A 22,660-nucleotide genomic window follows, 5' to 3' on the forward strand; every position below is an offset into this window, starting at 1 on the left:
TTAAGGTTTATATAAATCCTGTTAGGATTGTTCTTTTTTAATATATTAGGAATCTAATTAAATTCTGAAAAATTAAAATGATATCTCTTCTCGCTCTAATGTGAAAGTATCATAGTTTGGTTTTATCTGGAATAATTTGACATGGGGAAATCGATCTTTGACAAGCTTCACTATTTCTTCACGTTTTTCAGCATTAAGTGATGTCCCTAAGTACACTTCTTTTATAATATCAGTAGGTATTTCGTAATAGTGTTTTTTATTCTCATCCAACATTAATGGTCTTGATATCATTCGTATTTCCTCTTCGTAATGCCACATAGCATGTTTAGAACCAAACCATGTATACAGCATTTCCATTTCTTGAAAATTTTTAGCAGGCACGATGTTTTCTTGATATCTTACTGGTATTAAGCATGATTCACTGTTTTTAAGTGCGATATAATCTCTTAGCATGAGAAGATCATAGCCTATGCATACACCTGTATGACATCCTGCATAATGCGCCCACATGAGCATATTTAAACTGTTCTTTGAAAAGCAGGTAACACCTCTGTTTGAGTTTTCAGTATTGAATATATGCTGCATAAATTCTTTTGCAACGGGTAATATTTTAGAAGTAAGATTTCTATTTAACCTAAATTGTTCTACGTAATTATTGCCCTTATCTCTTTTTATAAGATCTTTCATATGTAACTTTACTGTCTCTTCTTCAAATTCAAACAATGACACATTACAGTCAAATGGATCATTAAAAATGCTTGGATGTGAAAATTGCAGTGTGTCATTGGACAAAACGGTTAAAGCTGTATCAGCACCATAATATTTGTAGTTTACAGGCTGCTTATACAGGTGCATACCTAATTCGATCAAATTGTCCTCGGGCATCATATATATCGTTTTAATTTTACACGTTGTTAGATTTATAGCTATTCTAATTTTAGGCTATTTGAATGCTTATCAAACTTCCCTTCCTAATATTTACTAAGAAGGGAAGTCATGTAGGGGAGTTTAAGTTAAATCGACTATTCTAGCCACTGGAGCATCTCGTTTGACCGCTTCGATTCCGTTTTCTCTCCCGGTAGATGATACATAGTTTTCACTTCTTCCAATAATTTCCCCATTGGTCGCCTTCAAATTGAACGTATAGTTCTGAAAACTATCTTTCCTTTCATAGCGACTGTCGTATGGTGCGTTGGTCCTGACTGACTCAATCCCATTTAAACATCCTTGTCTGGAAGTATAGCCTTCACTTCCTAAAATAATCTCACCATTAGCGGACTTTAACCTGAAATAGTATTGCAAATTCCTTGAACTCACGAATACTTCAAATTTTGCATTTGACATATTGATACAAAGATCTGGATCATCTATGCACTCTACGTGCACTGGATAAATTAGCTTTCATACCTGTCAAAACTTTCTTTGATTTTTTGACGAATTACAGCTCGTATCTCCATTGGCTCTAAGATTTCAACCGCTGCTCCAAGCCCCAGTAACTGGGCATAAAATTCATAATTGGGCGTTAACTCCAGTTGGATTGTGGTGTATGCATCTTTTCTATCGACTACGGTTTGAGAGGGATGTAAAGGCTTGGAGTAAATATATGGCCAAAGGGAGTTGTTGACTTTTATTTTGATGAATTGACATGCTGCATCAGTAGGTTTACTTACGCCTACAATATCTTCGAAATAGACATCATGTGTTTCCGTCGGAGGAATAAATGCGATACCTTCTGCTGGTTCAAAAGTGATTATGCGATCAAGAGCCAGATTTGTCCAAGAGCTGAAGCAATCACGCTGTCCGAAGAGAAACCAACGCTTGTTGTATTGTTTCAAAAAGTACGGATGAAATACAAAAGCTTCTTCTTTATCTTGGTTGAACGATTTGTACTTTACTTGTAATACACTTTTCTGCTGTATGTATTTAAGCAAATCACCTAAAAGGTGGAGGTTTTTGAGGTATTCATTCTGATCGAAGTATATGCTGTGTTCCAGATCTTCTAATTGAAAACTCTTCTTAAGCTTTAGCGCGAGCTCCTGAACATAATCAAATTGAGGCAATCCCTTGAATCGTCCAAGCATTTCTAGTGTAGTTTTTAATAATTCGGCTTCTACAGGATTAATCTGCTGCATGGCCAGTGTATAGCTCATATCCTCGTAACGGTAGTAGGTCTTTTTACCTTCTTTTATACTTTCTATCGGCGCTCGAAATCCAGCTTCGCTGCGCATGAAATCGATATCCTTGAATAGCTGCCTCCTGGATATACTGCTATCGGTACCGGTATAGTCTTTCAGGGCTTCGGAAACATAAGCTATGAGGTCGTCTATAAAGAACTTTTTGCCTTTATTGGAAAAACATCTATCTAGTGCTTCGTAACGGATTATCGCGTGTTTATTGGTGGCCATTTTACTCGTATTGGTCTTAGAAAGCTAATATACATATAATGTGTGTATTGTATGTGCACAGTTAAATGTTGTACTGTGTACATAGGATGCATTGCTAGTTTTAACCTTTGTGCTATGATACGCAGATATTTTCATTTACGCTTACGGTATGCCGTAAATATTAATAATCTGTATTAAATATGTTTGCCAAAATTTTAAACTATGTATAAAATAATACTTTCAGCTTTATTCGTGTTATCGCTTTCTTCTTGTAATAGTTACAAGTATGGTACCGAAGGTAATGCGCAAAAGAGTAATCTGACCATGGGAGTTGTGAAGTCTAAGGTCATCAAAGGGGAAACTTCACAAGATGAAATCCTTAAACTGTTTGGCTCCCCAAATTTGGTTTCTAAGAATAAATCGAATCTAGAGGTATGGAGCTACAACCGTATGTCTGTCGAGCAGAAAGCAGGATCGACGGATTTCTTTGCGGGTGAGCGTGCTAGTCAGAGCAGCAGCAGTAGGTCATTTGATTTGATCATTACGTTTGATGCGAATGATGTCGTATCGGATTATTCGGTGGTAGCTACGGCTTTCTAAAAGTTGTCGCTTCCTGTCTTATTGTTTATTAGAATTTTTTAGAAATATATGAAAAGAGGAGTTATTACCCTATTGATTGCTGTAGCTGTATTGAGTTCGTGTGCTACACAGATGGTGACACGTACACCTACTGAAGTGAAAATGATGACAACTAAGCAGTTTGATTCTAGCCAAGAAATGGTTTTCAAATCTATTATTAGCTTGCTGCAATCTGAAAGCTATATGGTGGAACGTGCTGATCGGGAAACGGGATTGATCAATGCCAACAAACGTATCGAAAATAAGAATGCTGCTTCGCAACGATTCTGGACGGGTACGTCGAAGGATGCCAATACGTCTAAGGCTATGTTTTATGTGGAGGGTGTGAATGATGAGGTGACGGAGGTCAAGATCTCTATGTATGAAGGGGCTGAAACTAGTCGTAACGGTTACTGGGGTCAAGTGAATAAAGAAAATAAGGAGCAGATGATCTATGAGCCTCGTGTGTACCAGGAATGGTTCCAAAGTCTGCAGGCTGAGATAGAGCGTCGGAAGGCATTGGGAAGATAGGCTTTTTCTTAAGCGGTTAAAAACCGAGGCATCTACACTCTTGATTAGATAGATACCTCGGTTTTTGTTTTACTGTGAAGTGACCAAAAGTTGCCTGGTTTTTACATTTATAACCTTCTATTGGATATCGTCTTTTAATTCGTTTTCGATTTCTTCTATGGTCGGCAAACTTTGTTTGATTTTGTCTGGAAGGGAGTTTATTATATCACTTTCCCAATTGGATACTCCGATGGGATTTTTAAATCCGTTTAAGCTATATTCTACAACTAGTTTATTTTTGCTTTTTACCAATAATAATCCAATGGTTGGGTTGTCTTCAGGTTGGCATAGTGCGTCGTTTACGACATTAAGATACATGTTGAGTTTGCTAACATAACCTGGATCAAACTCTCCGGTCTTTAATTCTATCACAACATAACATTTCAATTTGATATGGTAGAAAAGTAGGTCAAGATAGAAATCCTTGCCTCCAAGTTCCAGGTGTACTTGCCTGCCTACAAAAGCGAAGCCTTGTCCAAGTTCAAGCAGAAATTTTTGGATGTGATCAATTAATGATTGCTCTAATTCGCGTTCCAGAATATATGTTGTATTACCTATAAAATCAAAGATATAAGGATCTTTAAAGCTCTGTTGTGCCATATCTGAATTGATCGGTGGTAAGGCTTGGTTAAAATTGCTTACAGCGGATCCTTCTCTCAGGTGTAGCTGACTTTCGATTTGAAAGACAAGCATATCTCTACTCATTCCGTTTTCAAGGGCCTTATGAGCATACCAAAGTCTTAGCTCGGGATCTCTGATTTTGTCTACTAATGTGATATTGCTTCGCCATGATAGTTTTGAAACATAGTTTTGCACATCATTAAGGTTTGGCCATGATTCGGCAAATCTCTTCATGTAGTTTAGATTTCGAGGAGAGAAACCGGTTATGTCCGGGAAGTTTTGTTTAAGGTCATGCGCCATTCTATCGATAACCCTAGTTCCCCAGCCTTGCGATGTTTGTTGTTTTATAATAGCATCACCAATGTGCCAATACATAACAATCATGGATTGATTAGCAGATAGGATTGCATTTAAGCGTTCTTTTTGGATTGTATCAACAAGGCTAGCAATGAAGCTTTGATAGTCTGCTGGCATATTTGATATACTTTCAGCTATTGGAAAAATTACTTTTTCAATCTTATTACCTCTTTGTTTTCGATTGTTATCGCTCATTTTCGATGGGGTTTCTAATTTTGCAACGCGCGTTGCAAAATTACATTTCTTTATTTATAATGATTGATCGTGACTGTTCACCTTGTTGCAAGTTAACGAACTTTATGGATTAATAGTGATGTATAAGCCGCCAAATTGAATTTTGGCGGCTTATACGATTAGTCTTCGTCTAAATGAATAATGAGTGTTTTTTCTGATGTAATGACTTTTACTCGTTTTTCAGGAGCAAATCCCAATTGTTCAAGCCATAGGCCTCTTAGCGTAATTATTGGAACTTTTGTTTCACTCCAACGATTGGAATTGATTGTTGGTTGGATTTTTAAGCTTCTAACCTTTGGTTGAATGCTTACTTCTTTTTTCTCGGGTGTTCGCATAACTTTTTGAAAAATTAAAATAAGTAGCCCAGCAGTGCTGCGAACACCCAAGAAGACTTGAATTGTACAGGACTTGCACCTGCTCTCTGCTAGGCGTATTGTTAAACATTGAAGTTGACATATTAATTTCTTTTTGGGTATTGTTCGCATAACAAATATATGAATTATTTTGTTAATTTTTAATATTTAATGCTTTTGAAAAATTATTTAAATCGCTGATATTATGTCTGTTGTCTTGTTATCTTCTCTTGTCCTGTACACTCATATCAAAACCAATCAGATTGACCATTTCGCGAAGACGTGAACGGAGTCTATTTCCGTAGGCCTCTTCGAGTTCGGTAGCAGACAGATTGGTGGTAATATGTGTCTTTAGCTTTCCAGCGATGAAGAGGTCATATCTGGAGAGCAGAATCTCGGCTAATACGTTACACTCATTGCCGTAGTGCTTCATGTTTTTCTCGGTACCGAGATCGTCAAAACAATAGTTTTTAAACTCGCTGGCGTAAATCTTTCCACGGCTGTAACGGTGTATGGTTTCGTAGCCATCTTGTATGAATTCGAATGTGATGTCCCTCGCACTTTTGACGACGAATCTGTCTTCCTGGTTACAGATTAATCGGAATAGGTTCATGAGCGTGGTCTTGCCACAACCGATCGGACCAGTGAGCATAATTCCTTTTCGAAGGTCGATGCCGTGATCTTCGCAAAGTGCTGTGTCCTGAAGAAAGTAACCGGCTAACTTCAAGATGGTCGGAATGTCTTCGTGCTGCAGTTGAAACTTGAGACCGTAGAACTCTTTACCTTTCTGATCGAGAAATCGTAGTACACGATTGTAGTCATAGCGGTTCGAAATAGTTTTTGCTTGTTGCGCTATGGAGCTGCTGTGCTCGAGGTGTTTTATTGCTTGTTGCATGGTTGATATATTTGGTTGAGTTTGCGATCCAATTTTTTGCTGACGCTTCCCAGTCGATCATAGGGCTTTTGCCTCCGACCAACCATCCGTTGGCAGTGTAATGGTTGATGAAACGATTGGCTTCTTGGATGGAGGATTGTTGGCTAAGGAAGAATTCTTTCACCTGATGTACAGCAGGTGGAATTTTCTTTTCTTTTTTGGCGCAACTTTTTTCTTTTGTTAGTTCGGTGGTTTGCATTCCTGAGCTGACCATTTTTTGATTCCTATTTTCCTTTTTCTCTCGCGCGGGAGTACTGATATTATCTGTGATAATATTAGTACTAGATAGTTTATTATATGGCTCGTTTAATGGTCTTGTGGCCATATTTTGAACAGGTTCGCCTGCTGTACTGCTCTGGGGTTCTTCTTTCGGAAAAAAGGAGATTTGACTTCCTTTTAGGGGATTGTAAGATGGTTTGTAGTTGATGTACCGCTGCGCATGGAGATAGGACATGGCTTTGTGATAAGTGGCCTTGGAATTGATCTTACTGAGCCGCATCATATCGTCGCGGATGATTTGTATCTGTTGTGGAAAACGGGCCTGGTTCCATGTTTGGAACAGGGCCATGAACAGGCTTAGGTGTGTCGGTGTCAGATCTGGATCTGATGTGGACTTGTTGAAAAATAGTGTTAACTGTTTTATATAGTTCATGTTGGATTGTTTATGATACTGGACTGAATGAGTTGTCGTCAAAGGAATCGTTTAGGGCATCTAAACAGTAAAAATAGGTGCTTCCGATTTTTCGCCATTTGATGGTCCCATTGATTCGGTAGTTTTGCAATGTCCCGGATGATATCTTTAACAACTGTTCTACTTCTTTGGAGCGCAGCTATTTCTTTTTGTTTGACTCATTGCCTTTCATTAATGTTTTGAGTTCTGCGAGTAGCTCGATTTTGAAATTGAGAAGGTCTTCTTTCGTTAGAATCTGTAGTGACATATTTTTATGATTTTGATGAACGATAAAGTTGGTCATTATCTAAATTCTTTTTTACCAACTTGTTAACAAGTTGGTAAAAATATTTATAGAAACAACTCGTTATCAGTTTCTTTCATTCTCTTGATTAATGCGTCTTTAGCGAGGTCTAAGAATTTTGTCTTGTTATTTTTACGGGCACGTATGTCGTAAAATACGCGGTTGTACTGACCAAGGTCTATGTCAAATATTTCTTGAAAGTATTCGGCTATTTCTTTCAGATCTGCCTTGCCATTATTGAATACGCCTGCGGAATGGAGTGCATAAATGGATTCGATGAGATCGGCTTTGGAGGCTGTCCATTTCATCTTAGTTTGCTTTTGCTGTATTAATGGTTGTGGATTGTCGGATCCTTTGATTTTTTTCTTGAGGTAATGTCTGGTCATTTCCAATGCTTCGACATTGGAAAAAGTATAGACCATGGGCGTCGTGTAGCGTTTGTCGACATCGACTATAATATCATCATAGGGAAGGAAAAAGTCGTGATCCAGGCGTGTGAAAAATTGTTTATCTAATTTATTGCAATTGCTTTTGTAATAGTTGTAATAGAATCGGTTTTCACTTATTTTTTGTTTGATTTTCCAGAGTGCTTTAAGGTAATACTTTTTAATTTTGCGGATTGGGATTGCGGGCTTTTTGGTTTCGATTTTTTGCACCATATAATAGTACTGTATAAGGGCTAATAGGTGACATTTGATATTTTTGAAATAAAATATCTCGTCTTGCTCACTAATGTGTGGAAGGGATTCAAATTGTTCTTTAACTTTTTCGAGTTTGGCTGATACAAAACGTATGGCCATCTCGATGATCTGCGAGCTGTCGTGCTGATATTGTTCTTCTAGTTTTTTGACATAAGTAGTGATGTCTTCATTGATGTTAGTGAATGTTTGATTCATTATTGTTTGCGTTGGCTAATAAGCTTCAATTTTAAATATTTAAATTGATTGAAGATTTATACTTCCTGTAACTTATGTACTATCAACTGGTTTTCTTCATTGATCCTGACTTCTGTTGTTCTATTAATGCTTTCAGATTGTCCATATCGTTAGCGACTTTGCTATCGGTGATCTTGGCATAATGCTGTGTGGTCCGGATGCTCTTGTGGCCTAGCATCTTGGATACGGATTCGATAGGTACTCCGTTGGATAGTGTAACCGTAGTAGCAAAGGTGTGCCGAGCACAGTGGAAGGTGAGCTCTTTCTTGATTCCACAGACGGTTGCTATTTCTTTGAGATAGGCATTCATCTTCTGATTACTGGCTACAGGTAAAAGGGTGTTTTCATTGTTACATTTGGGATGGTCGTGGTACTTCTGAATAATATCCAATGCGGTGCTGAGTAAGGGAATGCGTGATGGTATATTTGTTTTCTGCCTCTTGGTGTCTATCCATAACTGTCCGTCAATGCCTTTGATAATATTATCGGGTGTGAGCTGCTTGACATCGATGTAGGCTAAGCCAGTGAAACAGGAGAATAGGAAGATGTCGCGAACGGCGTCCAGGCGCTCGATGGTTATCTGCTTTTCCGTGATGGTTTCGAGTTCTTCTTGGGTGAGGATGTTTCGCTCGACTTCCTGAAGCTTGACTTTATAGTTGAGACATGGATCTTGTGACAGCCAACCGTTGGCCATACATATCCTTATGATCTTCTTGAAGTTCTTGATGTATTTGACGGTGGTATTGTTGCTGCAGTCTTTTTCGGTACGTAGATAGAAGTCGTATCCGGTTACGAAGGCGTGGTCTATTTTGTCGATAGCGATATCGTCGGTTCCGTATTGGTGCTTGATATAGCTTTGGGTGTGCCTGAGGGATGTTTCGTAACGCTCATAGGTTCCTTCGGAATAGTCTATGCCTATTAGAGCCTTTAGTTTTTTGTTGTGTTCCTGGAAGATGGAGATTAATGTGCGTTCGCGTTTGCTACTTTTGCCTTGATAGGCATTCATAAAGTTGTCAAGTGTTAGTGTTGTTGACTGATACTCGAGAATGACTTGGGTTTGGGTAAGCTTGTTTTTGATGCTGTCGAGATAGTTATTTATTGAACGGGCTTCTTCGTTGTTACCTTTCAGTTTCATCGTTTTTTGGTCCCACTTGGTTGGGTTGACGAATTTCTTGGTGGAAAATTCGGTGCGCTTGCCTTGGATTGTGATACGAACGTAAATGGGAGGCAGTCCTGCTGCGTTGGCTTTTGCTGCACGTGCATAGATGTAGACGGTGACTTGATTGTTCATGGTGGTGGCGTTTTATTTCAATAATCAATTTATTCCTTATGCATGAAACTGTCAAGATGTTCAGCTTTTGGTCTTGTGACGACTATTTGACGCTGATTCTAGCAGTTCATTTTAGCGAGACCCTAGCTAACCATATTTTAGGGTCTCGATAGGGTCTCGCTGAAAACGAGAAGTATTGAAAAAAACGGGATTGGTCTATAAACAGAAAACCCTACAAATCTTTGAATTTGTAGGGTTTTGATACATTTTCCTTGTTAGGATGCGGAGAGCGAGGGATTCGAACCCCCGGACCTTTGACAGTCAACAGTTTTCAAGACTGCCGCATTCGACCACTCTGCCAGCTCTCCGCCACAAAAGTAGAAAAATCCATTTAGTCACCAAAACTTATTTTTTACTCCATTGAAAATGAGGAAGATTAATTTATATACTATTTTTTATTCAAAAAAAGCATTTAAAGCTTATGGATGTAGCACTTCATGACTATGCTTTTTAATATTTTGTGCAATTTTATCAATAGGTAAATCATCTGAATCTGTCCCAAATGGTTCTTCAATAGATTCTCCAATCAGTTCCAATGAAGCAAGTACATAAAAAATAAAAGGTACCGCTGCAATTACAAAGTAACCAATAGAGAAAACATATCCAATGGGTAACGAGGCCGTATAAAGGATAATGAACTTTTTTATAAATGCATTGTAGGACAAAGGAATAGGTGTATTTTTGATACGTTCACATGCTCCACATACATTCGTCAAAGACTGTAGTTCGTCATTGATGATGATAAACTGATCACCTGTGATTTTTCCTTCTTTATAAAGCCAGTTTGTTTTTTTAAAAATTAATGCAGCGACTTGATTTGGACCATGTTTTTGATCGTCTAAATTTTCTAATTCCGGATGTTGTATCTCATCCAGCATAAATTTAGTATAATCAGAATGAAGAAAGGTGAATAAGGTTTCTGCATACAATGGAATGGCCTTTCTATAAAAGCTGCGGTTTACTTTATCGTCAGACACTAAAAATGCATTCACTTTATACGCTAAACTTCTGCTGATGTTTGTTAAAGACCCCCATTGTTTTCGAGCTTCCCACCAACGATCATAAGCGGTATTGGTTCTAAACACAAGTAATAAGGAGAGTACAAATCCAAGTAAGTTATGGACGATCGTGATATTCTTAATCCAACTTTTTTCAGATAATTTGAGATATTCAAGCTCTAGGTATGCAATTCCCCAGGAATATAAACCTGCTAAGATCAAATATGGAAATAATTTTCGGAAAGTGTCCGTTTTGTGAAGTTTGATAGTTGATGTGAACCAATCTTTGGGGTTGTAAACAATCATATACAAAAATACAAAATGTTTATTTTAATTTTGATTCTTTGTAAAAGATAGGTTAAATTCATTGCTAAATGACAAAAAAGAAAGTTCCGAGTAGGAAATTAGACCATATTACAGCTTTCAAAAATAAGAAGTGGACCTATATAAAAGTAGCCGGAGCTTTTATGTTGTTGATTGTGTTAGGCTTAGCCTGGCACTATCGTGTTGGTATCAAATACTATATCCATACATGGGGTAAATCTCTTGACGGTGTAGCTTATAAAGATGCCAAGTATGATATACGAAATGTGGAGATCATGACTGCACATGCAGATAAAATTTTTGGAATCGATATCTCACAATATCAAGATAAAATTAACTGGGTTGAAGTAAATACGATAAATGATCAATTTCCAATTGATTTTATATTTGTGAGAGCAACGATGGGAGAGCGGAAGGTTGATGACAATTTTGATGAAAATTGGAAATCTATAGCTACTAGAGCTAATTTACGAGGAGCATATCATTATTTTAGACCGAATGAAAATTCAGTTAAACAGGCAAAGAATTTTATTAAAACAGTTAAACTTAAGCCAGGAGATTTACCTCCAGTCTTAGATATTGAGGAAATGCCAAAACACCAACCCATGGATAGTTTGAAAGTGGGATTAAAACGTTGGTTGGATGAAGTAGAGACACATTATAAAGTTAAACCAATTTTATATTCTGGAGATAAATTCTTTACTGATTTTCTGCAAAAAGAATTTAGTGATTATGTGATTTGGATTGCCAATTATAATTTTTGGGTTGAGGATTTAAAAGATCATTGGGACTTCTGGCAATTTTCAGAAAAAGGAACAGTAAGGGGAATTAAAGGAAATGTAGATTTGAATATCTTTAACGGAGATATTGAGGAACTGGAGGAATTGACGATTCCTTTTAAAAATTAGCAATGAAAGACACATATATGAAAAGAACAATTCAATTATTAACAATTGGCTTTCTCCTGTTGTTTGTTCATGCTGGTTTCAGTACACCTTTGGATCAAATTGTTGATAAGCCTGATCATATTACGACAAAGGATAGTATATCAATTTCAGCCTTGGATTTAAATCAGTTCAAAGCTTTGCAGACTACCGATGCTATTATTTTGGATACACGATCTGAAAGCGATTTTGCATTGGGTTATATTCCTAAATCCATTCATGTGGGGTGGAAAGGGCCATTTAAAATATGGATACCTAAAGTATTTTTGGATAAAACACAATCTATTCTTGTGATTGCAGATCTGGAATCGGTATCAGACGTATCAAAGACACTGTTAGAATTAGGGTATACCCATGTTTTAGGGTATCTTAATGGTGGAATTGCTACTTATCAACAAAGCAATCAATTAGATTCAATTCTTGAAATTTCTGCAGCATCATACTTGGCTTTATCAAATCAAGGTCAAATAATAGATGTAAGGTCTCAAAAAGAGTTTGATACAGAGCATATTGACAATGCAATGAATTTTCCATTGAAAGATTTGACTAATTTTAACCTGGATTTACCAATGGATATAGATTATTATGTTCAATGCCTTTCTGGATATCGCAGTATGATTGCTTTATCCATTCTAAAAGCAAAGAATATTCATAATGTGATTAATATTCAAGGTGGCTATCAATCATTGAAAAAATTAAAGGAGGATAAATAATGGCTACATTCGATGAAATTATTAAATCAAATGAAGTAGTATTGGTAGATTTTTTTGCCACTTGGTGTGGCCCATGTCAGACTATGGCTCCAATTTTACAAGATGTAAAAGAGTTTTATGAAGAAGCGTTGTCAATTATCAAAATTGACGTGGACAAAAATCCTAAAATAGCTTCAGTTTATAAAGTCAGTGGTGTACCTACTTTTGTGCTATTTAAAAATGGTATTCAAGTTTGGAGACAGAGTGGGATGGTAACAAAAGCTGATCTGCATAAACTTATTGATGCAAACAAATAAAAAAGGAGATGATCTATCCATCTCCTTTTTTTCTAAATAGAATTTTATCAATTCGATTACCATCCATATCTAATACTTCAAATTCTAGATTTTTATAGTTGACTTTTTCTCCTTCAATAGGTACATGGTCAAGTAATAAAAATACAAGTCCCCCCAATGTTGTTATATTGTTAATTTCTTCTTCATCTGTTTCGGAAAGACCAATTTCAAATTTTTCTAGAAATTCATCCAACTGGTATTGACCATCGGCAATATAAGAACCATCTTCCCGATATCGGATATGAGGCTTGTCCGATGATTGATCTTCAGATAAGTTACCAACTAAATCTGATAAAATATCTCGCAATGTAATAACTCCCTGTGGGGAGCCATATTCATCAATTACGATCGCTTGATGGATATGAGAACTCCGAAGTGTTTTCAAAATGCTATAAGCAGAACTATATTCATTAACGAACTTGATGGGTTCTATTAATTGATATAAATCTATTGGTTTTTCTTTCAGATATTGCGATAATAATGCTTTTACATGTACTACACCCTTTACATTGTCTAAGCTACCTTCACATACTGGATACATGGTATGTTCTGTATTCATGATAACCTGGCGGTGTTCTTCAAAGCTATCTTCCAAGTCTAAAAAAGCAATATTGCTTCTATGAGTCATTAAATTAATTGCTTTTTTATCGCCAAGATTCAGCAACCGATCTACGATATCGTGCTCTATTCCTTCAATAGCTCCACTATCAACACCTTCATCGACCAAAGCTTTTATTTCTTCTTCTGTTACTGAATTTTGAGTCGTTTTTATATTGAAAAGTTTGACGATAAAGTCTGTAGAGACACTCAATAACCAGACAAATGGACGGACTACTTTACTCAAAAGATTCATCGGATAAGCAATGATCATTGCATATTTTTCAGGAATTGCCATTCCTATTCGTTTCGGTACTAACTCCCCCAAAACAAGGGAAAAGAAAGTGATAATAAATACAACAATCAATACAGATAACTGCTCACTATAGGAAGCTAAAAAAGAGATTTTTTCAAATATTTGTCTTAAGTAAACAGCAATACTACCACCGCTAAAGAAACCAGTTAAAATACCAATTAATGTAATTCCAATTTGAACTGTTGATAGAAAATTGTTTGGAGACTCTTTTAAGGCTAAGGCTATCTTTGCTGCGGGATTCTTTTTATCAGATTCAGCTTGTAGTCGAGCTTTTCTACTGGATACAATTGCTATTTCTGACGCAGATAATATTCCATTGAGGATGATAAGCGCTAATATAATGAGGATTTCCGTGAGCATATTTTTTTCTACTTAAGCTAATGTAATAATTTTTTCGAAGCTTAACAGTAAAAGATCATAAGAGAGAGGAAGTTACTATTGATTTATTCAACTCTAAAATAAGAAAGGCTTCTAAATTTAGAAGCCTTTTTATTCTTATATTTTATAAACCGTTATCATCAAGCATAAAGGTGTTTTTCTTCGTTTTCCATTTTCCTGAAGTAAAATCTGGAAATTCTACCGTTTGATTACCTTGTTTAATAGATTCTGCCGACAATGGAAATACAGCACTCATTGTAACGGAATCATATACATCAAAAGGAGTTTGTTTACCTTGTTTTGCTGCTTGAATGAAAGAGTTAAATACAAACCAATCCATTCCACCATGTCCTGATCCTGTAGCTAAAGCTTCGTATTTTTTCCATATTGGATGATCATATTTATCTACCCATTCTTTTGCAGGATCCCAAGTGTGAGGTTTTGATGTTCCTTCAATATGAATTCCTTGAGCGACATCCATCCAAATTCCTTTAGTACCTTGTACACGGAATCCAATGGAATAAGGCCTTGGTAAATGGGTATCATGTGTCAACATAATCGTTTCTCCATTTTGACATTGAATCATTGTTTGCGTGATATCACCATTTTTATAATTCAATTTTGCATTTGGATGACCTGGAGATTTGTTTTCTACATAAGCAGCCAGACCTCTTGCCTTACTTGAATATGACGTTAAGTGTGTAAAACGATTTCCTGCATTGATATCAACAAAGGGAAGGATAGGACCTAATCCATGTGTTGGATATAAATCCCCATCTTGTTCAACATTATATTTTGTACGCCATTGTGCTTCAGAAATAGCTTTAGGGCCAAATTCCACACCTTTACCATAATAACTTACCCCATCATTGAAAAGAACTTCACGCAAATCGTGTTGATAGCCGCCCTCTAGATGTAATAATTCTCCAAATAAGCCTTGACGATGCATATTTAATACCGCTAATACATCACGACGATACGCAACATTCTCTAAGGTCATGTAAGGTTTGCCAGTTTGCTCTGATGCTTTTACAACGTCCCAATGATCCTGTAATGTTAAGCCTGCGATCACTTCACAGCCTACGTATAGACCAGCTTTCATCGAATCAATTGCTTGATCTTTGTGAAATTCCCAAGGAGTAGCAATGATAACTGCATCTAGTTTTTCTTTACTTAACATCTTTTTATAAGCATCGATACTTCCGGTATATTCTTTCGGTTGTTTTGCTCCTTTTTTATCAAATTGCTTACGACATTGGGATAAAGACTCCTCTTGTATATCGCAAATTGCAACAATTTCTACATCCTCACGGTTTAAAGCTATTGCAACATGATTACGGCCTCTAAGTCCGACACCTATAAATGCTAATCTTACTTTACCATCTTTTGCAAATAAATCTGTACTAGAAAGGATGCCTAGTCCAGCTGTCGTAAGTGCTGTAGATTTTATGAAATTTCTTCTGTCCATAATTTTTGTTCTTTATAATCAGGATATTAAATACCCTATTTTGAATTACATTGTGAGTTTAATGAGATATACCTTAATGGGTTATAAAACAAATATATAAAATTGGTAATACAAACTTGACGTGCAAACGTTTGTTTAAAATGAAAAAAAAGAACAATCGTTTGTGTTGATATTTTATTAGTACTTTTCACAACTATTTGGGATATTGCAGTCCAGTTAATAACTTAATTATTTATAGTAAGTGTAATTATTAATGTCAAACTCGAATCAAATAAATGGTCTGAAAGCTGCTGCTGCGTTTTCTTTAGGTGAAGATATCATTAGTGTAGATGCTTTTGGTTCAGGACATATCAACGATACATTCCGTGTAACAACAAAAAATGCAAACGGTAAATCTTTTTTATTACAGAGGATAAATCATCATATTTTTCAAAATGTTGAAGGACTCATGCAAAATATTAAACATGTTACGGATCATTTGAAATCAAAAGTTGCTCATTTGCCCATCTTGAATCAAGAATCCCAAGTGTTAACGATAATTCCTACAAAATCAAATGATTTATATTTTTTAGACGAAGATGGGAATTATTGGCGCATGTTTGTTCTTATAGAAGGTACGAAAAGTTATGATGTTGTGGAGACACCAAAGCAGGCTTCGGAAGGAGGAAAGGCTTTTGGTAAGTTTCAAATGCAATTAGCAGACTTAGATGCGACAAAAATTGTTGAAGTATTACCTAATTTTCATAATATCCAATTTCGACTGGATAATTTGAATCGGGCAATTGCAGCAGATACCCAAAATCGTGTCAAAGATGTCAAAGATGTTTTGGATTTCATTTTTGATCGAGAAGAGCGAATGAAAACAATTCTCAATCTTGCTGCCAAAGGAGAACTTCCTTTACGTATCACGCATAATGATACTAAGTTTAATAATGTATTATTGGATCAAAACGATCAAGCACAATGTGTAATTGATTTAGATACTGTAATGCCAGGTTATGTAGCATACGATTTTGGTGATGCTATCCGTACCATCATCAATCCTGTAGAAGAAGATGAAAAGGATTTGTCCAAAATTGTTTTGAATATACCATTATATGCAGCATATGCAGAAGGATATTTAAATGAAGCAAAGGAATTCTTAACAGATGTAGAAGTTCAATCCTTATTAGAAGGTGTATTTTTATTACCTTATATGCAAGGAGTACGTTTTTTAACGGATTATATAGAAGGTGATCATTATTTTAAAACAAAATATGATAATCATAATTTAGTGAGAACGAAGACACAATTAAAGCTTGTGGAAGAAATGGAAAAACAGGAACAAGAATTGAAAGTAGCTATAAGCTCAGTTTTACAAGACTAATCCAATCACATCATAGGATAACAAAAGGAGCATGGTTTTTAATCATGCTCCTTTTGTTATCAAAAATTAGTATTATTGTATATGATAAATTCAATCCGTATATCATCAATCTCCCTTAAAAATGATGATTTAAGAAGTTACCAATTTTTAAACGAAACACTATCTGATGTTTCTTGGAATGGAATTGCTATTGCAAATTGGGACCAAGATTATCCTTATGCACCTCAAGCTAAATTTAGAATAGGCTATACAAATAGCGCTATACTTATTCAGTATCAAATAGAAGAAGAGGTGATTAAAGCACAGTATCATATTCATAATGATCCGATCTGGGAGGATAGTTGCGTTGAATTTTTTATCTCGTTCGATAATAGAGAAAACTATTATAACTTTGAATTTAATCCTATAGGAGCTGGTCTGATTGGTTATGGGCCAAAAATAAAGACAGAACGCGCCAGACTAACAGCACAACAAATTAATCAAGTAGAGGTATTCAGTTGTATTGAGCGGTCTCATTTAGGTTCTAAATGGAGCTTAATACAATACATTCCATTTGAGACATTCGTACATCACACGATCACGTATTCATTTTTAAAAGAAAATACTATTTTTGCGAATTTCTATAAATGTGGAGATCATTTACCAAGACCACATTTTTTATCTTGGAACAAAATAGATCATCCAACTCCTAATTTTCATTTACCAGAATTCTTTGGTGAATTGCTGTTTGAATAAGAGTTGGATGATAATTATTCAAAATTACTTATATACACTTTCTTTTTTGAATTTTTTAACAAGTAAAGCATATACTAATGCACGATACTTATTACGATTTGATTTGCCAATTTGAGTCAATACTTCTTCAATTGCTGCATCAAGTTTTGCATCATCAGCAAGACCTAATTTTTTAATTAAAAAGTTTGTTTTCAGTCTTTTAATCTCTTCGGGATCAGATGCTGCAACTGTCTCTGCATCCGCTTTGTAGATAGATGGCCCTAAGCCCTTTGTTACGGCCTCAATTAAAGAATCTTCTAATGATAAGTTTAACTTTTTTCCTTCTGCAATATATGCAGCTATTTTTTCATCTAGTTTACTCATAATGTGATATTGTTAAAATTTAATAATTCCTAATTCATGTTTAAATTAAACATTATAACTTAAAATAAAGAAAAATATTATCTTTTTTAAGGTTAAAAAAGATTATCTTTGCATAAATGTAGAGGATGCTTGATAAATGACTTATTCAGAATATTTGTTACGAAATATTCTTGGAAATAATGTTTTAATAAATTATCTTTGCACCTCAATTATTGAATATACGTAATCATAAGATAAAAATGAAAAAAGATTTGCATCCTTCAAATTACAGATTAGTTGTGTTTAAAGATATGTCAAATGACTATTCTTTCATCACAAAATCATGTGTTGATACAAAAGAGACAATCACTTGGGAAGATGGTAATGAATATCCAGTTGTGAAATTAGAGATTTCTCATACTTCACACCCTTTCTATACTGGAAAAATGAAATTGGTTGATACAGCTGGTCGTATCGATAAATTCCGTAGCCGTTATAACAAAAAATAATTTTTGTTATCCTAAGGATATCACAATATTAAAACTCGATAATTCATATTATCGAGTTTTTTTGTTATTTTTATCGAGTGATAGTTGTCTTATTTGATCAATCTACGGAATCAAGTTATTCACCGTGTTTTAATAGATTAGGGAATCTATTTAACTCTGATTCCTTATGGCCATTTACGTGTGTCAAGTCTACTGCTTTATTGCGTGTAGGGATTCTTTCTATCTTTGAAAAATGGAAACTGTTAGTAGACGCTATAATTTTATATGATTCCTACGACAATCCGTTAACGATTGATGATCAAATTGCTTTATTTTCCAATAATGATTCCCTATACTTTGTTTCTTCAAATATTATCCCAAATGCCACTTTTATCGAAGCATTGAAATCCTTATCTGAAGGACAATGTTTGCAATCTGGAGATGATTTACTTGCCGTAAGGGCAGAACTTAATTTTTCTACTGAAGGGGAACAAGTACGTGTCCCTTTTGAGGGAAAGATTTCTCGAATACAATTTATAGAAGATTTATATTTAAATATCGGGAATGAAATTATTGAAGATTTTGCCACTTTAACAAAAGAAAGGCATTCCGCCAGTTATTCGACTACCAATACCATATTGGGTGACCAACTGTTTATTTGTGATGCTGTTGAGATGGAGTGTGCCACCTTAAATACGTTGACAGGCCCCATTTATATTGATGAAGGTGCTGTTGTTATGGAGGGAGCTAATTTAAGAGGGCCTTTGTATATAGGAAAAAATGCAGTTGTGAAGATGGGAACAACCATCTACAGCAATGTTTCATTGGGTGAAGGAACTGTTGTAGGAGGTGAGATCGGAAACTCAAGTATAGGTGATTTTAGTGCAAAGGGACATTATGGATATTTAGGCTGTTCGGTGATTGGTGATTGGTGTAACCTGGGGGCAGGTACCACAAATTCTAATCTTAAAAACAATCTTTCTGCTGTCAAATTGTTCGATTATAAACAATATGAACTTCGAGATACAGGTTTGATGAAATGTGGATTATTTATGGGAGATTTTAGTCGATCAGGTATACAATCGGCATTTAATACAGGTACTGTTATTGGAATGGCCTGTATGTTGTCTGAAACAGAATTTTATCCGAAATTTGTTCCCTCCTTTAGCTGGTTATATGGAGGTAAACAGGAAGCTTATGAATTACAAAAATTTGTTTCTGATTTAGAAGTTGTATTTTTGTCAAAAAATAAAAAATTACATCAAAATCTGATTCAAAGAATTATAGAAATTAATCAATCAACATTTTAAAACTAAACTATTATGCGTAAAAAAATTGTAGCAGGAAACTGGAAAATGAATTTGGATTATCAAGAAGGAGTGAGTTTATTCTCTGAAGTCGTTAACATGGCTAAGGATGAGATTATAGGCGATCAACAAGTGGTCGTATGTAGCCCATTTATTCATTTACCTAGTATTGCGCAATTGGCAAAAACAGCATCACATGTAGCTGTTGGTGCTCAAAATATTCATCAAGCAGAATCAGGTGCGTATACAGGTGAAATTTCTGCAACCCAAATTAAGTCTATCGGCGTTGAATATGTTATACTAGGACATTCCGAACGTAGAGCTTATTTTGGAGAGACAAATGCGCTATTGAGCGAAAAAGTAGATGCAGCATTAAAGCATGGCTTGTTACCAATTTTTTGTATTGGTGAAACAAAAGAAGAAAGAGAGTCTGGTAAGTTTTTTGATATCATAAAAACCCAATTGGAAGAGGCTGTATTTCATTTATCGAAAGATGAATTTTCAAAGGTAGTGTTGGCATACGAACCTGTTTGGGCAATTGGTACTGGTTTAACAGCATCACCAGCACAAGCACAAGAAGTGCATGCTTTTATTCGCAATACAGTTGCAGCTCATTATGATGAAGCCGTAGCTGATCAAACAAGTATTCTATATGGAGGTAGCTGTAATCCTAAAAATGCTGGAGAATTATTTGCTCAAGGAGATATTGATGGTGGATTAATTGGAGGAGCATCTCTTAAATCAAGAGATTTCTTAGATATTGTAAAAGTTTTTAATAAGTAATCTATTATGAAGTATAGCAAGGTAATATTTACAAGAATAGCAGGGGAGGAGTGGCAACAGGATTTGTTTATTGCTGAGCTAGCTGATATAGGTTTTGATACTTTTGAAGACATTGAATCAGGATTTGCAGCTTTTGTTCCTACTGCAAATCTTGATATTCAAGCTTTAGAAACTAAGCTGCTTCAACAAGAAGATGGTTTTGAGGTTAATTATGAAGTCGTAGATATAGAGGACCAGAATTGGAATAAATTATGGGAAAGTAATTTTAACCCTATTCTAGTTGGTGATCAATGCTATGTAAGAGCAACATTTCATCCCGCTAGACCAGAAATTCAATATGAGATTGTCATCGATCCAAAAATGTCATTTGGAACAGGACATCATCAAACGACAACTATGATGATTCAATATATTCTTGAGAATGAATTTCAAGATAAAGAAGTATTGGATATGGGCTGTGGAACAGGTATCCTAGCTATTTTAGCCGCTCAAAAAAATGCTAAACATATACTTGCTGTTGATTTTGACGATGTTTGTATCGCTAGTGTGGAGGAAAATAAAATTTTGAATAACCTCACAAATATCGAATCAAAATTAGGCTCTTTTGAAACAATTGTTGGTCGTGAATTCGATACTATTTTAGCCAACATTAATCGTAATATTTTGATCGAACATTTTCCACAATATAGTAAATCTCTTCGACTCAAAGGAGAGTTATATATCAGTGGTTTTTTAGTAGGCCAGGATATTAAAATTTTGACAGCGCGTGCGAGAGCGCTGGGTTTTGAGCCTATTTCTAATAAGGTATTAGATAATTGGTGCTCTGCTAAGTTTGTGAAAGTAAAATAATAATATGCGTATACATTTTATTGCGGTAGGAGGAAGTATTATGCATAATCTTGCTATCTCCTTGGAGCGGCAAGGACATCAAGTCTCCGGATCTGATGATCAAATTGTAGAACCCTCACGCAGCCATCTTATTGAAGCGGGTTTGCTTCCTGAACAATTAGGATGGTTTGAAGAAAAGATTACGAGTGATATCGATGCTGTTATTTTGGGAGCTCATGCGCTTATTGATAATCCAGAATTAGTAAAAGCTCAAGAATTAGGATTAAAAATCTATTCATTTCCAGAATTTATTCAAGAGCTTTCACAAGATAAAATACGGGTAGTCATTGCCGGAAGCTACGGGAAAACAACAATCACCAGTATGGTGATGCATGTTCTAAAAACTTTTAATAGACCTTTCGACTATTTAGTTGGAGCTCAATTGGAAGGTTTTGAGAATTTAATTGAAATTACAAAGACAAATAAAATTATTCTAATAGAAGGTGATGAAAATGTAGCATCTAGTTTGGATAATAAGTCTAAGTTTATGTTCTATAAACCTAATATTGCTTTGATCAGCGGAATTAATTGGAATGAGCATAGTACAGCAATTACTTTTGAAAACTATTTAAAACAATTTGAGGATTTTATCAATACGATAGAGCCAAAAGGTACTTTGATTTATAATAAGGAAGATAAGTATTTACAAACAATTATTTCAGAGACTAAATCTTGTAAAATTAATCGACATGGTTATCAAATGCCTGAATATACGATTAACAAAGGAACGACGTATATCAAATCCGTTAAAGGTGATATTCCACTGCAAGTATTTGGTAAGCATAATCTTTCTAATATTGCGGGGGCTTATACAGTCTGTGAGTGGTTGGGTATTAAAAAAGAAGACTTTTTTGAGGCGATTAAAACATTTAAAAGTTCGATTCGATATTTAGAATTTGTTTCAAGCTTTAAAGGATCTGTCGTTTATCAGGATTTTGCACATACACCAGAAAAATTGAAAGCAAGTATTCATGCTATTAAAGAACAGTTCCCAAGCCAAAAACTAGTCGCTATAATAGAGCTAAATGCTTATGATAGTTTGGACGAAAAATTTGTCAATCAATATAAAGATACCATGAATGAAGCTGACTTACCAGTTGCCTTTGTTAATATGGAGTCTATCAAAGAAGTGAATAAATGTACAACCTACTTATTAGAGGATATCAGAACCGCTTTTAATCGTTCAGATTTAGAAATTGTAACCAATTTAGTAGACTTATCAGCTTTTTTAGAGAACTTTAAATCAAAAGGAAATAATTTATTGCTGATGAGTTCGGGCAATTACAGCGGGGTTAATTTAACTGAACTCGCTGATCATTTTTTTAAAAATTATTAATAAAGTTGCGTTATTTATTTGGTTAGAATGTT

General features: G+C 35.3%; 25 protein-coding genes and 1 tRNA gene. 12 read left to right on the top strand and 14 right to left on the bottom strand.

The features are described from left to right. Positions 1-72: 72 nt before the first annotated feature. From LZQ00_RS02580 to LZQ00_RS02590, 3 genes are all read right to left on the bottom strand, one after another. On the bottom strand, positions 73-888 hold the full coding sequence (locus LZQ00_RS02580) for a DUF2971 domain-containing protein (RefSeq protein WP_234511666.1): 816 nt from the start codon (positions 886-888) through the stop codon (positions 73-75). Positions 889-1,008: 120 nt separating this feature from the next. Further along, positions 1,009-1,344, bottom strand: coding sequence for a YegP family protein (locus tag LZQ00_RS02585; protein ID WP_234511668.1), 336 nt, complete (start codon positions 1,342-1,344; stop codon positions 1,009-1,011). 50 nt (positions 1,345-1,394) lie between these two features. Continuing rightward, positions 1,395-2,405 (bottom strand): helix-turn-helix transcriptional regulator, encoded by a 1,011-nt coding sequence (locus tag LZQ00_RS02590; RefSeq protein ID WP_234511669.1) that lies wholly within the window; start codon positions 2,403-2,405, stop codon positions 1,395-1,397. A 201-nt stretch (positions 2,406-2,606) separates the two neighbouring features. Between LZQ00_RS02590 and LZQ00_RS02595 the strand changes: the two genes are divergently transcribed. Together LZQ00_RS02595 and LZQ00_RS02600 are read left to right on the top strand one after the other, a co-directional pair. Continuing rightward, positions 2,607-2,984 (top strand): hypothetical protein, encoded by a 378-nt coding sequence (locus tag LZQ00_RS02595; protein WP_234511671.1) that lies wholly within the window; start codon positions 2,607-2,609, stop codon positions 2,982-2,984. A 48-nt stretch (positions 2,985-3,032) separates the two neighbouring features. Beyond that, entirely contained in the window at positions 3,033-3,533 is a 501-nt protein-coding gene (locus LZQ00_RS02600) for a hypothetical protein (RefSeq protein WP_234511673.1), read from the top strand. Positions 3,534-3,650: 117 nt separating this feature from the next. On the opposite strand, the gene LZQ00_RS02605 is transcribed toward LZQ00_RS02600, so the two are convergent. The 8 genes from LZQ00_RS02605 to LZQ00_RS02640 form a co-directional block, all read right to left on the bottom strand. Beyond that, positions 3,651-4,745 carry a YhcG family protein gene (locus tag LZQ00_RS02605; protein ID WP_234511675.1) on the bottom strand — a complete coding sequence of 365 codons (1,095 nt, stop codon included), beginning with the start codon at positions 4,743-4,745 and terminating at the stop codon, positions 3,651-3,653. Between the two features lie 158 nt (positions 4,746-4,903). Continuing rightward, positions 4,904-5,119: a SymE family type I addiction module toxin gene (locus tag LZQ00_RS02610; protein ID WP_234511677.1), complete on the bottom strand. Its 216-nt coding sequence runs from the start codon at positions 5,117-5,119 to the stop codon at positions 4,904-4,906. A 238-nt stretch (positions 5,120-5,357) separates the two neighbouring features. Next, the gene (locus LZQ00_RS02615) at positions 5,358-6,032 is read right to left on the bottom strand and encodes an ATPase (protein ID WP_234511679.1); all 675 of its coding nucleotides are present in this window, start codon (positions 6,030-6,032) and stop codon (positions 5,358-5,360) included. Continuing rightward, positions 5,956-6,573, bottom strand: a complete 618-nt coding sequence (locus LZQ00_RS02620; RefSeq protein WP_234511680.1) for a hypothetical protein — start codon at positions 6,571-6,573, stop codon at positions 5,956-5,958. The genes LZQ00_RS02615 and LZQ00_RS02620 overlap by 77 nt, the downstream gene beginning before the upstream one ends. 519 nt (positions 6,574-7,092) lie before the next feature. Next, positions 7,093-7,941: an RteC domain-containing protein gene (locus LZQ00_RS02625; protein ID WP_234511682.1), complete on the bottom strand. Its 849-nt coding sequence runs from the start codon at positions 7,939-7,941 to the stop codon at positions 7,093-7,095. Positions 7,942-8,023: 82 nt separating this feature from the next. After that, positions 8,024-9,271 (bottom strand): site-specific integrase, encoded by a 1,248-nt coding sequence (locus tag LZQ00_RS02630; protein ID WP_234511683.1) that lies wholly within the window; start codon positions 9,269-9,271, stop codon positions 8,024-8,026. A 262-nt stretch (positions 9,272-9,533) separates the two neighbouring features. Continuing rightward, positions 9,534-9,618 (bottom strand) — tRNA-Ser (locus tag LZQ00_RS02635). A gap of 111 nt (positions 9,619-9,729) precedes the next feature. Then, a complete protein-coding gene (locus tag LZQ00_RS02640; protein ID WP_234511685.1) occupies positions 9,730-10,614 on the bottom strand; it encodes a bestrophin family protein in 885 nt (294 codons plus the stop codon). Between the two features lie 68 nt (positions 10,615-10,682). Here LZQ00_RS02640 and LZQ00_RS02645 point away from each other — a divergent pair, with 68 nt between their 5' ends. Genes LZQ00_RS02645 through trxA form a run of 3 tightly spaced genes read left to right on the top strand, consistent with a single transcriptional unit; the run spans position 10,683 to position 12,585 of the window. Beyond that, the gene (locus LZQ00_RS02645; protein ID WP_234511687.1) at positions 10,683-11,540 is read left to right on the top strand and encodes a glycoside hydrolase family 25 protein; all 858 of its coding nucleotides are present in this window, start codon (positions 10,683-10,685) and stop codon (positions 11,538-11,540) included. 17 nt (positions 11,541-11,557) lie between these two features. Then, positions 11,558-12,289, top strand: a complete 732-nt coding sequence (locus LZQ00_RS02650) for a rhodanese-like domain-containing protein (protein ID WP_234511689.1) — start codon at positions 11,558-11,560, stop codon at positions 12,287-12,289. After that, positions 12,289-12,585, top strand: coding sequence for a thioredoxin (trxA, locus tag LZQ00_RS02655; RefSeq protein ID WP_234511690.1), 297 nt, complete (start codon positions 12,289-12,291; stop codon positions 12,583-12,585). The genes LZQ00_RS02650 and trxA overlap by 1 nt, the downstream gene beginning before the upstream one ends. Before the next feature lie 13 nt (positions 12,586-12,598). Here trxA and LZQ00_RS02660 read toward each other — a convergent pair whose 3' ends face one another. Both LZQ00_RS02660 and LZQ00_RS02665 read right to left on the bottom strand, forming a co-directional pair. Next, the gene (locus LZQ00_RS02660; RefSeq protein ID WP_234511692.1) at positions 12,599-13,897 is read right to left on the bottom strand and encodes a hemolysin family protein; all 1,299 of its coding nucleotides are present in this window, start codon (positions 13,895-13,897) and stop codon (positions 12,599-12,601) included. A 142-nt stretch (positions 13,898-14,039) separates the two neighbouring features. Beyond that, positions 14,040-15,383, bottom strand: coding sequence for a Gfo/Idh/MocA family protein (locus tag LZQ00_RS02665; RefSeq protein ID WP_234511694.1), 1,344 nt, complete (start codon positions 15,381-15,383; stop codon positions 14,040-14,042). 253 nt (positions 15,384-15,636) lie between these two features. Between LZQ00_RS02665 and LZQ00_RS02670 the strand changes: the two genes are divergently transcribed. Both LZQ00_RS02670 and LZQ00_RS02675 read left to right on the top strand, forming a co-directional pair. Further along, positions 15,637-16,749, top strand: a complete 1,113-nt coding sequence (locus LZQ00_RS02670) for a phosphotransferase enzyme family protein (protein WP_234511696.1) — start codon at positions 15,637-15,639, stop codon at positions 16,747-16,749. Positions 16,750-16,830: 81 nt separating this feature from the next. Beyond that, positions 16,831-17,484 (top strand): carbohydrate-binding family 9-like protein, encoded by a 654-nt coding sequence (locus LZQ00_RS02675; RefSeq protein WP_234511698.1) that lies wholly within the window; start codon positions 16,831-16,833, stop codon positions 17,482-17,484. 24 nt (positions 17,485-17,508) lie between these two features. Here LZQ00_RS02675 and LZQ00_RS02680 read toward each other — a convergent pair whose 3' ends face one another. Continuing rightward, entirely contained in the window at positions 17,509-17,847 is a 339-nt protein-coding gene (locus LZQ00_RS02680) for a DUF2853 family protein (protein ID WP_234511699.1), read from the bottom strand. A gap of 239 nt (positions 17,848-18,086) precedes the next feature. Between LZQ00_RS02680 and LZQ00_RS02685 the strand changes: the two genes are divergently transcribed. The 5 genes from LZQ00_RS02685 to LZQ00_RS02705 all read left to right on the top strand — a co-directional run bounded on the left by LZQ00_RS02685 (position 18,087) and on the right by LZQ00_RS02705 (position 22,628). After that, positions 18,087-18,335, top strand: coding sequence for a type B 50S ribosomal protein L31 (locus tag LZQ00_RS02685; protein WP_021189727.1), 249 nt, complete (start codon positions 18,087-18,089; stop codon positions 18,333-18,335). 77 nt (positions 18,336-18,412) lie between these two features. Further along, positions 18,413-19,624 (top strand): putative sugar nucleotidyl transferase, encoded by a 1,212-nt coding sequence (locus tag LZQ00_RS02690; protein ID WP_234511700.1) that lies wholly within the window; start codon positions 18,413-18,415, stop codon positions 19,622-19,624. A 12-nt stretch (positions 19,625-19,636) separates the two neighbouring features. Then, positions 19,637-20,404, top strand: coding sequence for a triose-phosphate isomerase (tpiA, locus tag LZQ00_RS02695; RefSeq protein ID WP_234511702.1), 768 nt, complete (start codon positions 19,637-19,639; stop codon positions 20,402-20,404). Positions 20,405-20,410: 6 nt separating this feature from the next. Beyond that, positions 20,411-21,253 (top strand): 50S ribosomal protein L11 methyltransferase, encoded by an 843-nt coding sequence (gene prmA / locus LZQ00_RS02700; RefSeq protein WP_234511704.1) that lies wholly within the window; start codon positions 20,411-20,413, stop codon positions 21,251-21,253. Positions 21,254-21,257: 4 nt separating this feature from the next. Then, complete coding sequence (locus tag LZQ00_RS02705; protein ID WP_234511705.1) at positions 21,258-22,628, top strand: Mur ligase family protein; 1,371 nt, start codon at positions 21,258-21,260, stop codon at positions 22,626-22,628. Positions 22,629-22,660 lie beyond the last annotated feature (32 nt).

It is taken from the genome of Sphingobacterium sp. SRCM116780 (assembly GCF_021442025.1).
Classification (GTDB): domain Bacteria; phylum Bacteroidota; class Bacteroidia; order Sphingobacteriales; family Sphingobacteriaceae; genus Sphingobacterium.

Bases quoted from the DNA above. Each gene is read 5' to 3' on its own strand.
- LZQ00_RS02685 (WP_021189727.1), top strand. From the start codon at position 18,087: ATGAAAAAAGATTTGCATCCTTCAAATTACAGATTAGTTGTGTTTAAA.
- LZQ00_RS02705 (WP_234511705.1), top strand. From the start codon at position 21,258: ATGCGTATACATTTTATTGCGGTAGGAGGAAGTATTATGCATAATCTT.
- LZQ00_RS02660 (WP_234511692.1), bottom strand. From the start codon at position 13,897: ATGCTCACGGAAATCCTCATTATATTAGCGCTTATCATCCTCAATGGA.
- LZQ00_RS02610 (WP_234511677.1), bottom strand. From the start codon at position 5,119: ATGCGAACACCCGAGAAAAAAGAAGTAAGCATTCAACCAAAGGTTAGA.
- LZQ00_RS02580 (WP_234511666.1), bottom strand. From the start codon at position 888: ATGATGCCCGAGGACAATTTGATCGAATTAGGTATGCACCTGTATAAG.
- LZQ00_RS02650 (WP_234511689.1), top strand. From the start codon at position 11,558: ATGAAAAGAACAATTCAATTATTAACAATTGGCTTTCTCCTGTTGTTT.
- LZQ00_RS02665 (WP_234511694.1), bottom strand. From the start codon at position 15,383: ATGGACAGAAGAAATTTCATAAAATCTACAGCACTTACGACAGCTGGA.
- LZQ00_RS02675 (WP_234511698.1), top strand. From the start codon at position 16,831: ATGATAAATTCAATCCGTATATCATCAATCTCCCTTAAAAATGATGAT.
- trxA (WP_234511690.1), top strand. From the start codon at position 12,289: ATGGCTACATTCGATGAAATTATTAAATCAAATGAAGTAGTATTGGTA.
- LZQ00_RS02640 (WP_234511685.1), bottom strand. From the start codon at position 10,614: ATGATTGTTTACAACCCCAAAGATTGGTTCACATCAACTATCAAACTT.
- LZQ00_RS02680 (WP_234511699.1), bottom strand. From the start codon at position 17,847: ATGAGTAAACTAGATGAAAAAATAGCTGCATATATTGCAGAAGGAAAA.
- LZQ00_RS02595 (WP_234511671.1), top strand. From the start codon at position 2,607: ATGTATAAAATAATACTTTCAGCTTTATTCGTGTTATCGCTTTCTTCT.
- LZQ00_RS02585 (WP_234511668.1), bottom strand. From the start codon at position 1,344: ATGTCAAATGCAAAATTTGAAGTATTCGTGAGTTCAAGGAATTTGCAA.
- tpiA (WP_234511702.1), top strand. From the start codon at position 19,637: ATGCGTAAAAAAATTGTAGCAGGAAACTGGAAAATGAATTTGGATTAT.
- LZQ00_RS02615 (WP_234511679.1), bottom strand. From the start codon at position 6,032: ATGCAACAAGCAATAAAACACCTCGAGCACAGCAGCTCCATAGCGCAA.
- LZQ00_RS02630 (WP_234511683.1), bottom strand. From the start codon at position 9,271: ATGAACAATCAAGTCACCGTCTACATCTATGCACGTGCAGCAAAAGCC.
- LZQ00_RS02600 (WP_234511673.1), top strand. From the start codon at position 3,033: ATGAAAAGAGGAGTTATTACCCTATTGATTGCTGTAGCTGTATTGAGT.
- LZQ00_RS02645 (WP_234511687.1), top strand. From the start codon at position 10,683: ATGACAAAAAAGAAAGTTCCGAGTAGGAAATTAGACCATATTACAGCT.
- LZQ00_RS02590 (WP_234511669.1), bottom strand. From the start codon at position 2,405: ATGGCCACCAATAAACACGCGATAATCCGTTACGAAGCACTAGATAGA.
- LZQ00_RS02625 (WP_234511682.1), bottom strand. From the start codon at position 7,941: ATGAATCAAACATTCACTAACATCAATGAAGACATCACTACTTATGTC.
- prmA (WP_234511704.1), top strand. From the start codon at position 20,411: ATGAAGTATAGCAAGGTAATATTTACAAGAATAGCAGGGGAGGAGTGG.
- LZQ00_RS02605 (WP_234511675.1), bottom strand. From the start codon at position 4,745: ATGAGCGATAACAATCGAAAACAAAGAGGTAATAAGATTGAAAAAGTA.
- LZQ00_RS02620 (WP_234511680.1), bottom strand. From the start codon at position 6,573: ATGATGCGGCTCAGTAAGATCAATTCCAAGGCCACTTATCACAAAGCC.
- LZQ00_RS02670 (WP_234511696.1), top strand. From the start codon at position 15,637: ATGTCAAACTCGAATCAAATAAATGGTCTGAAAGCTGCTGCTGCGTTT.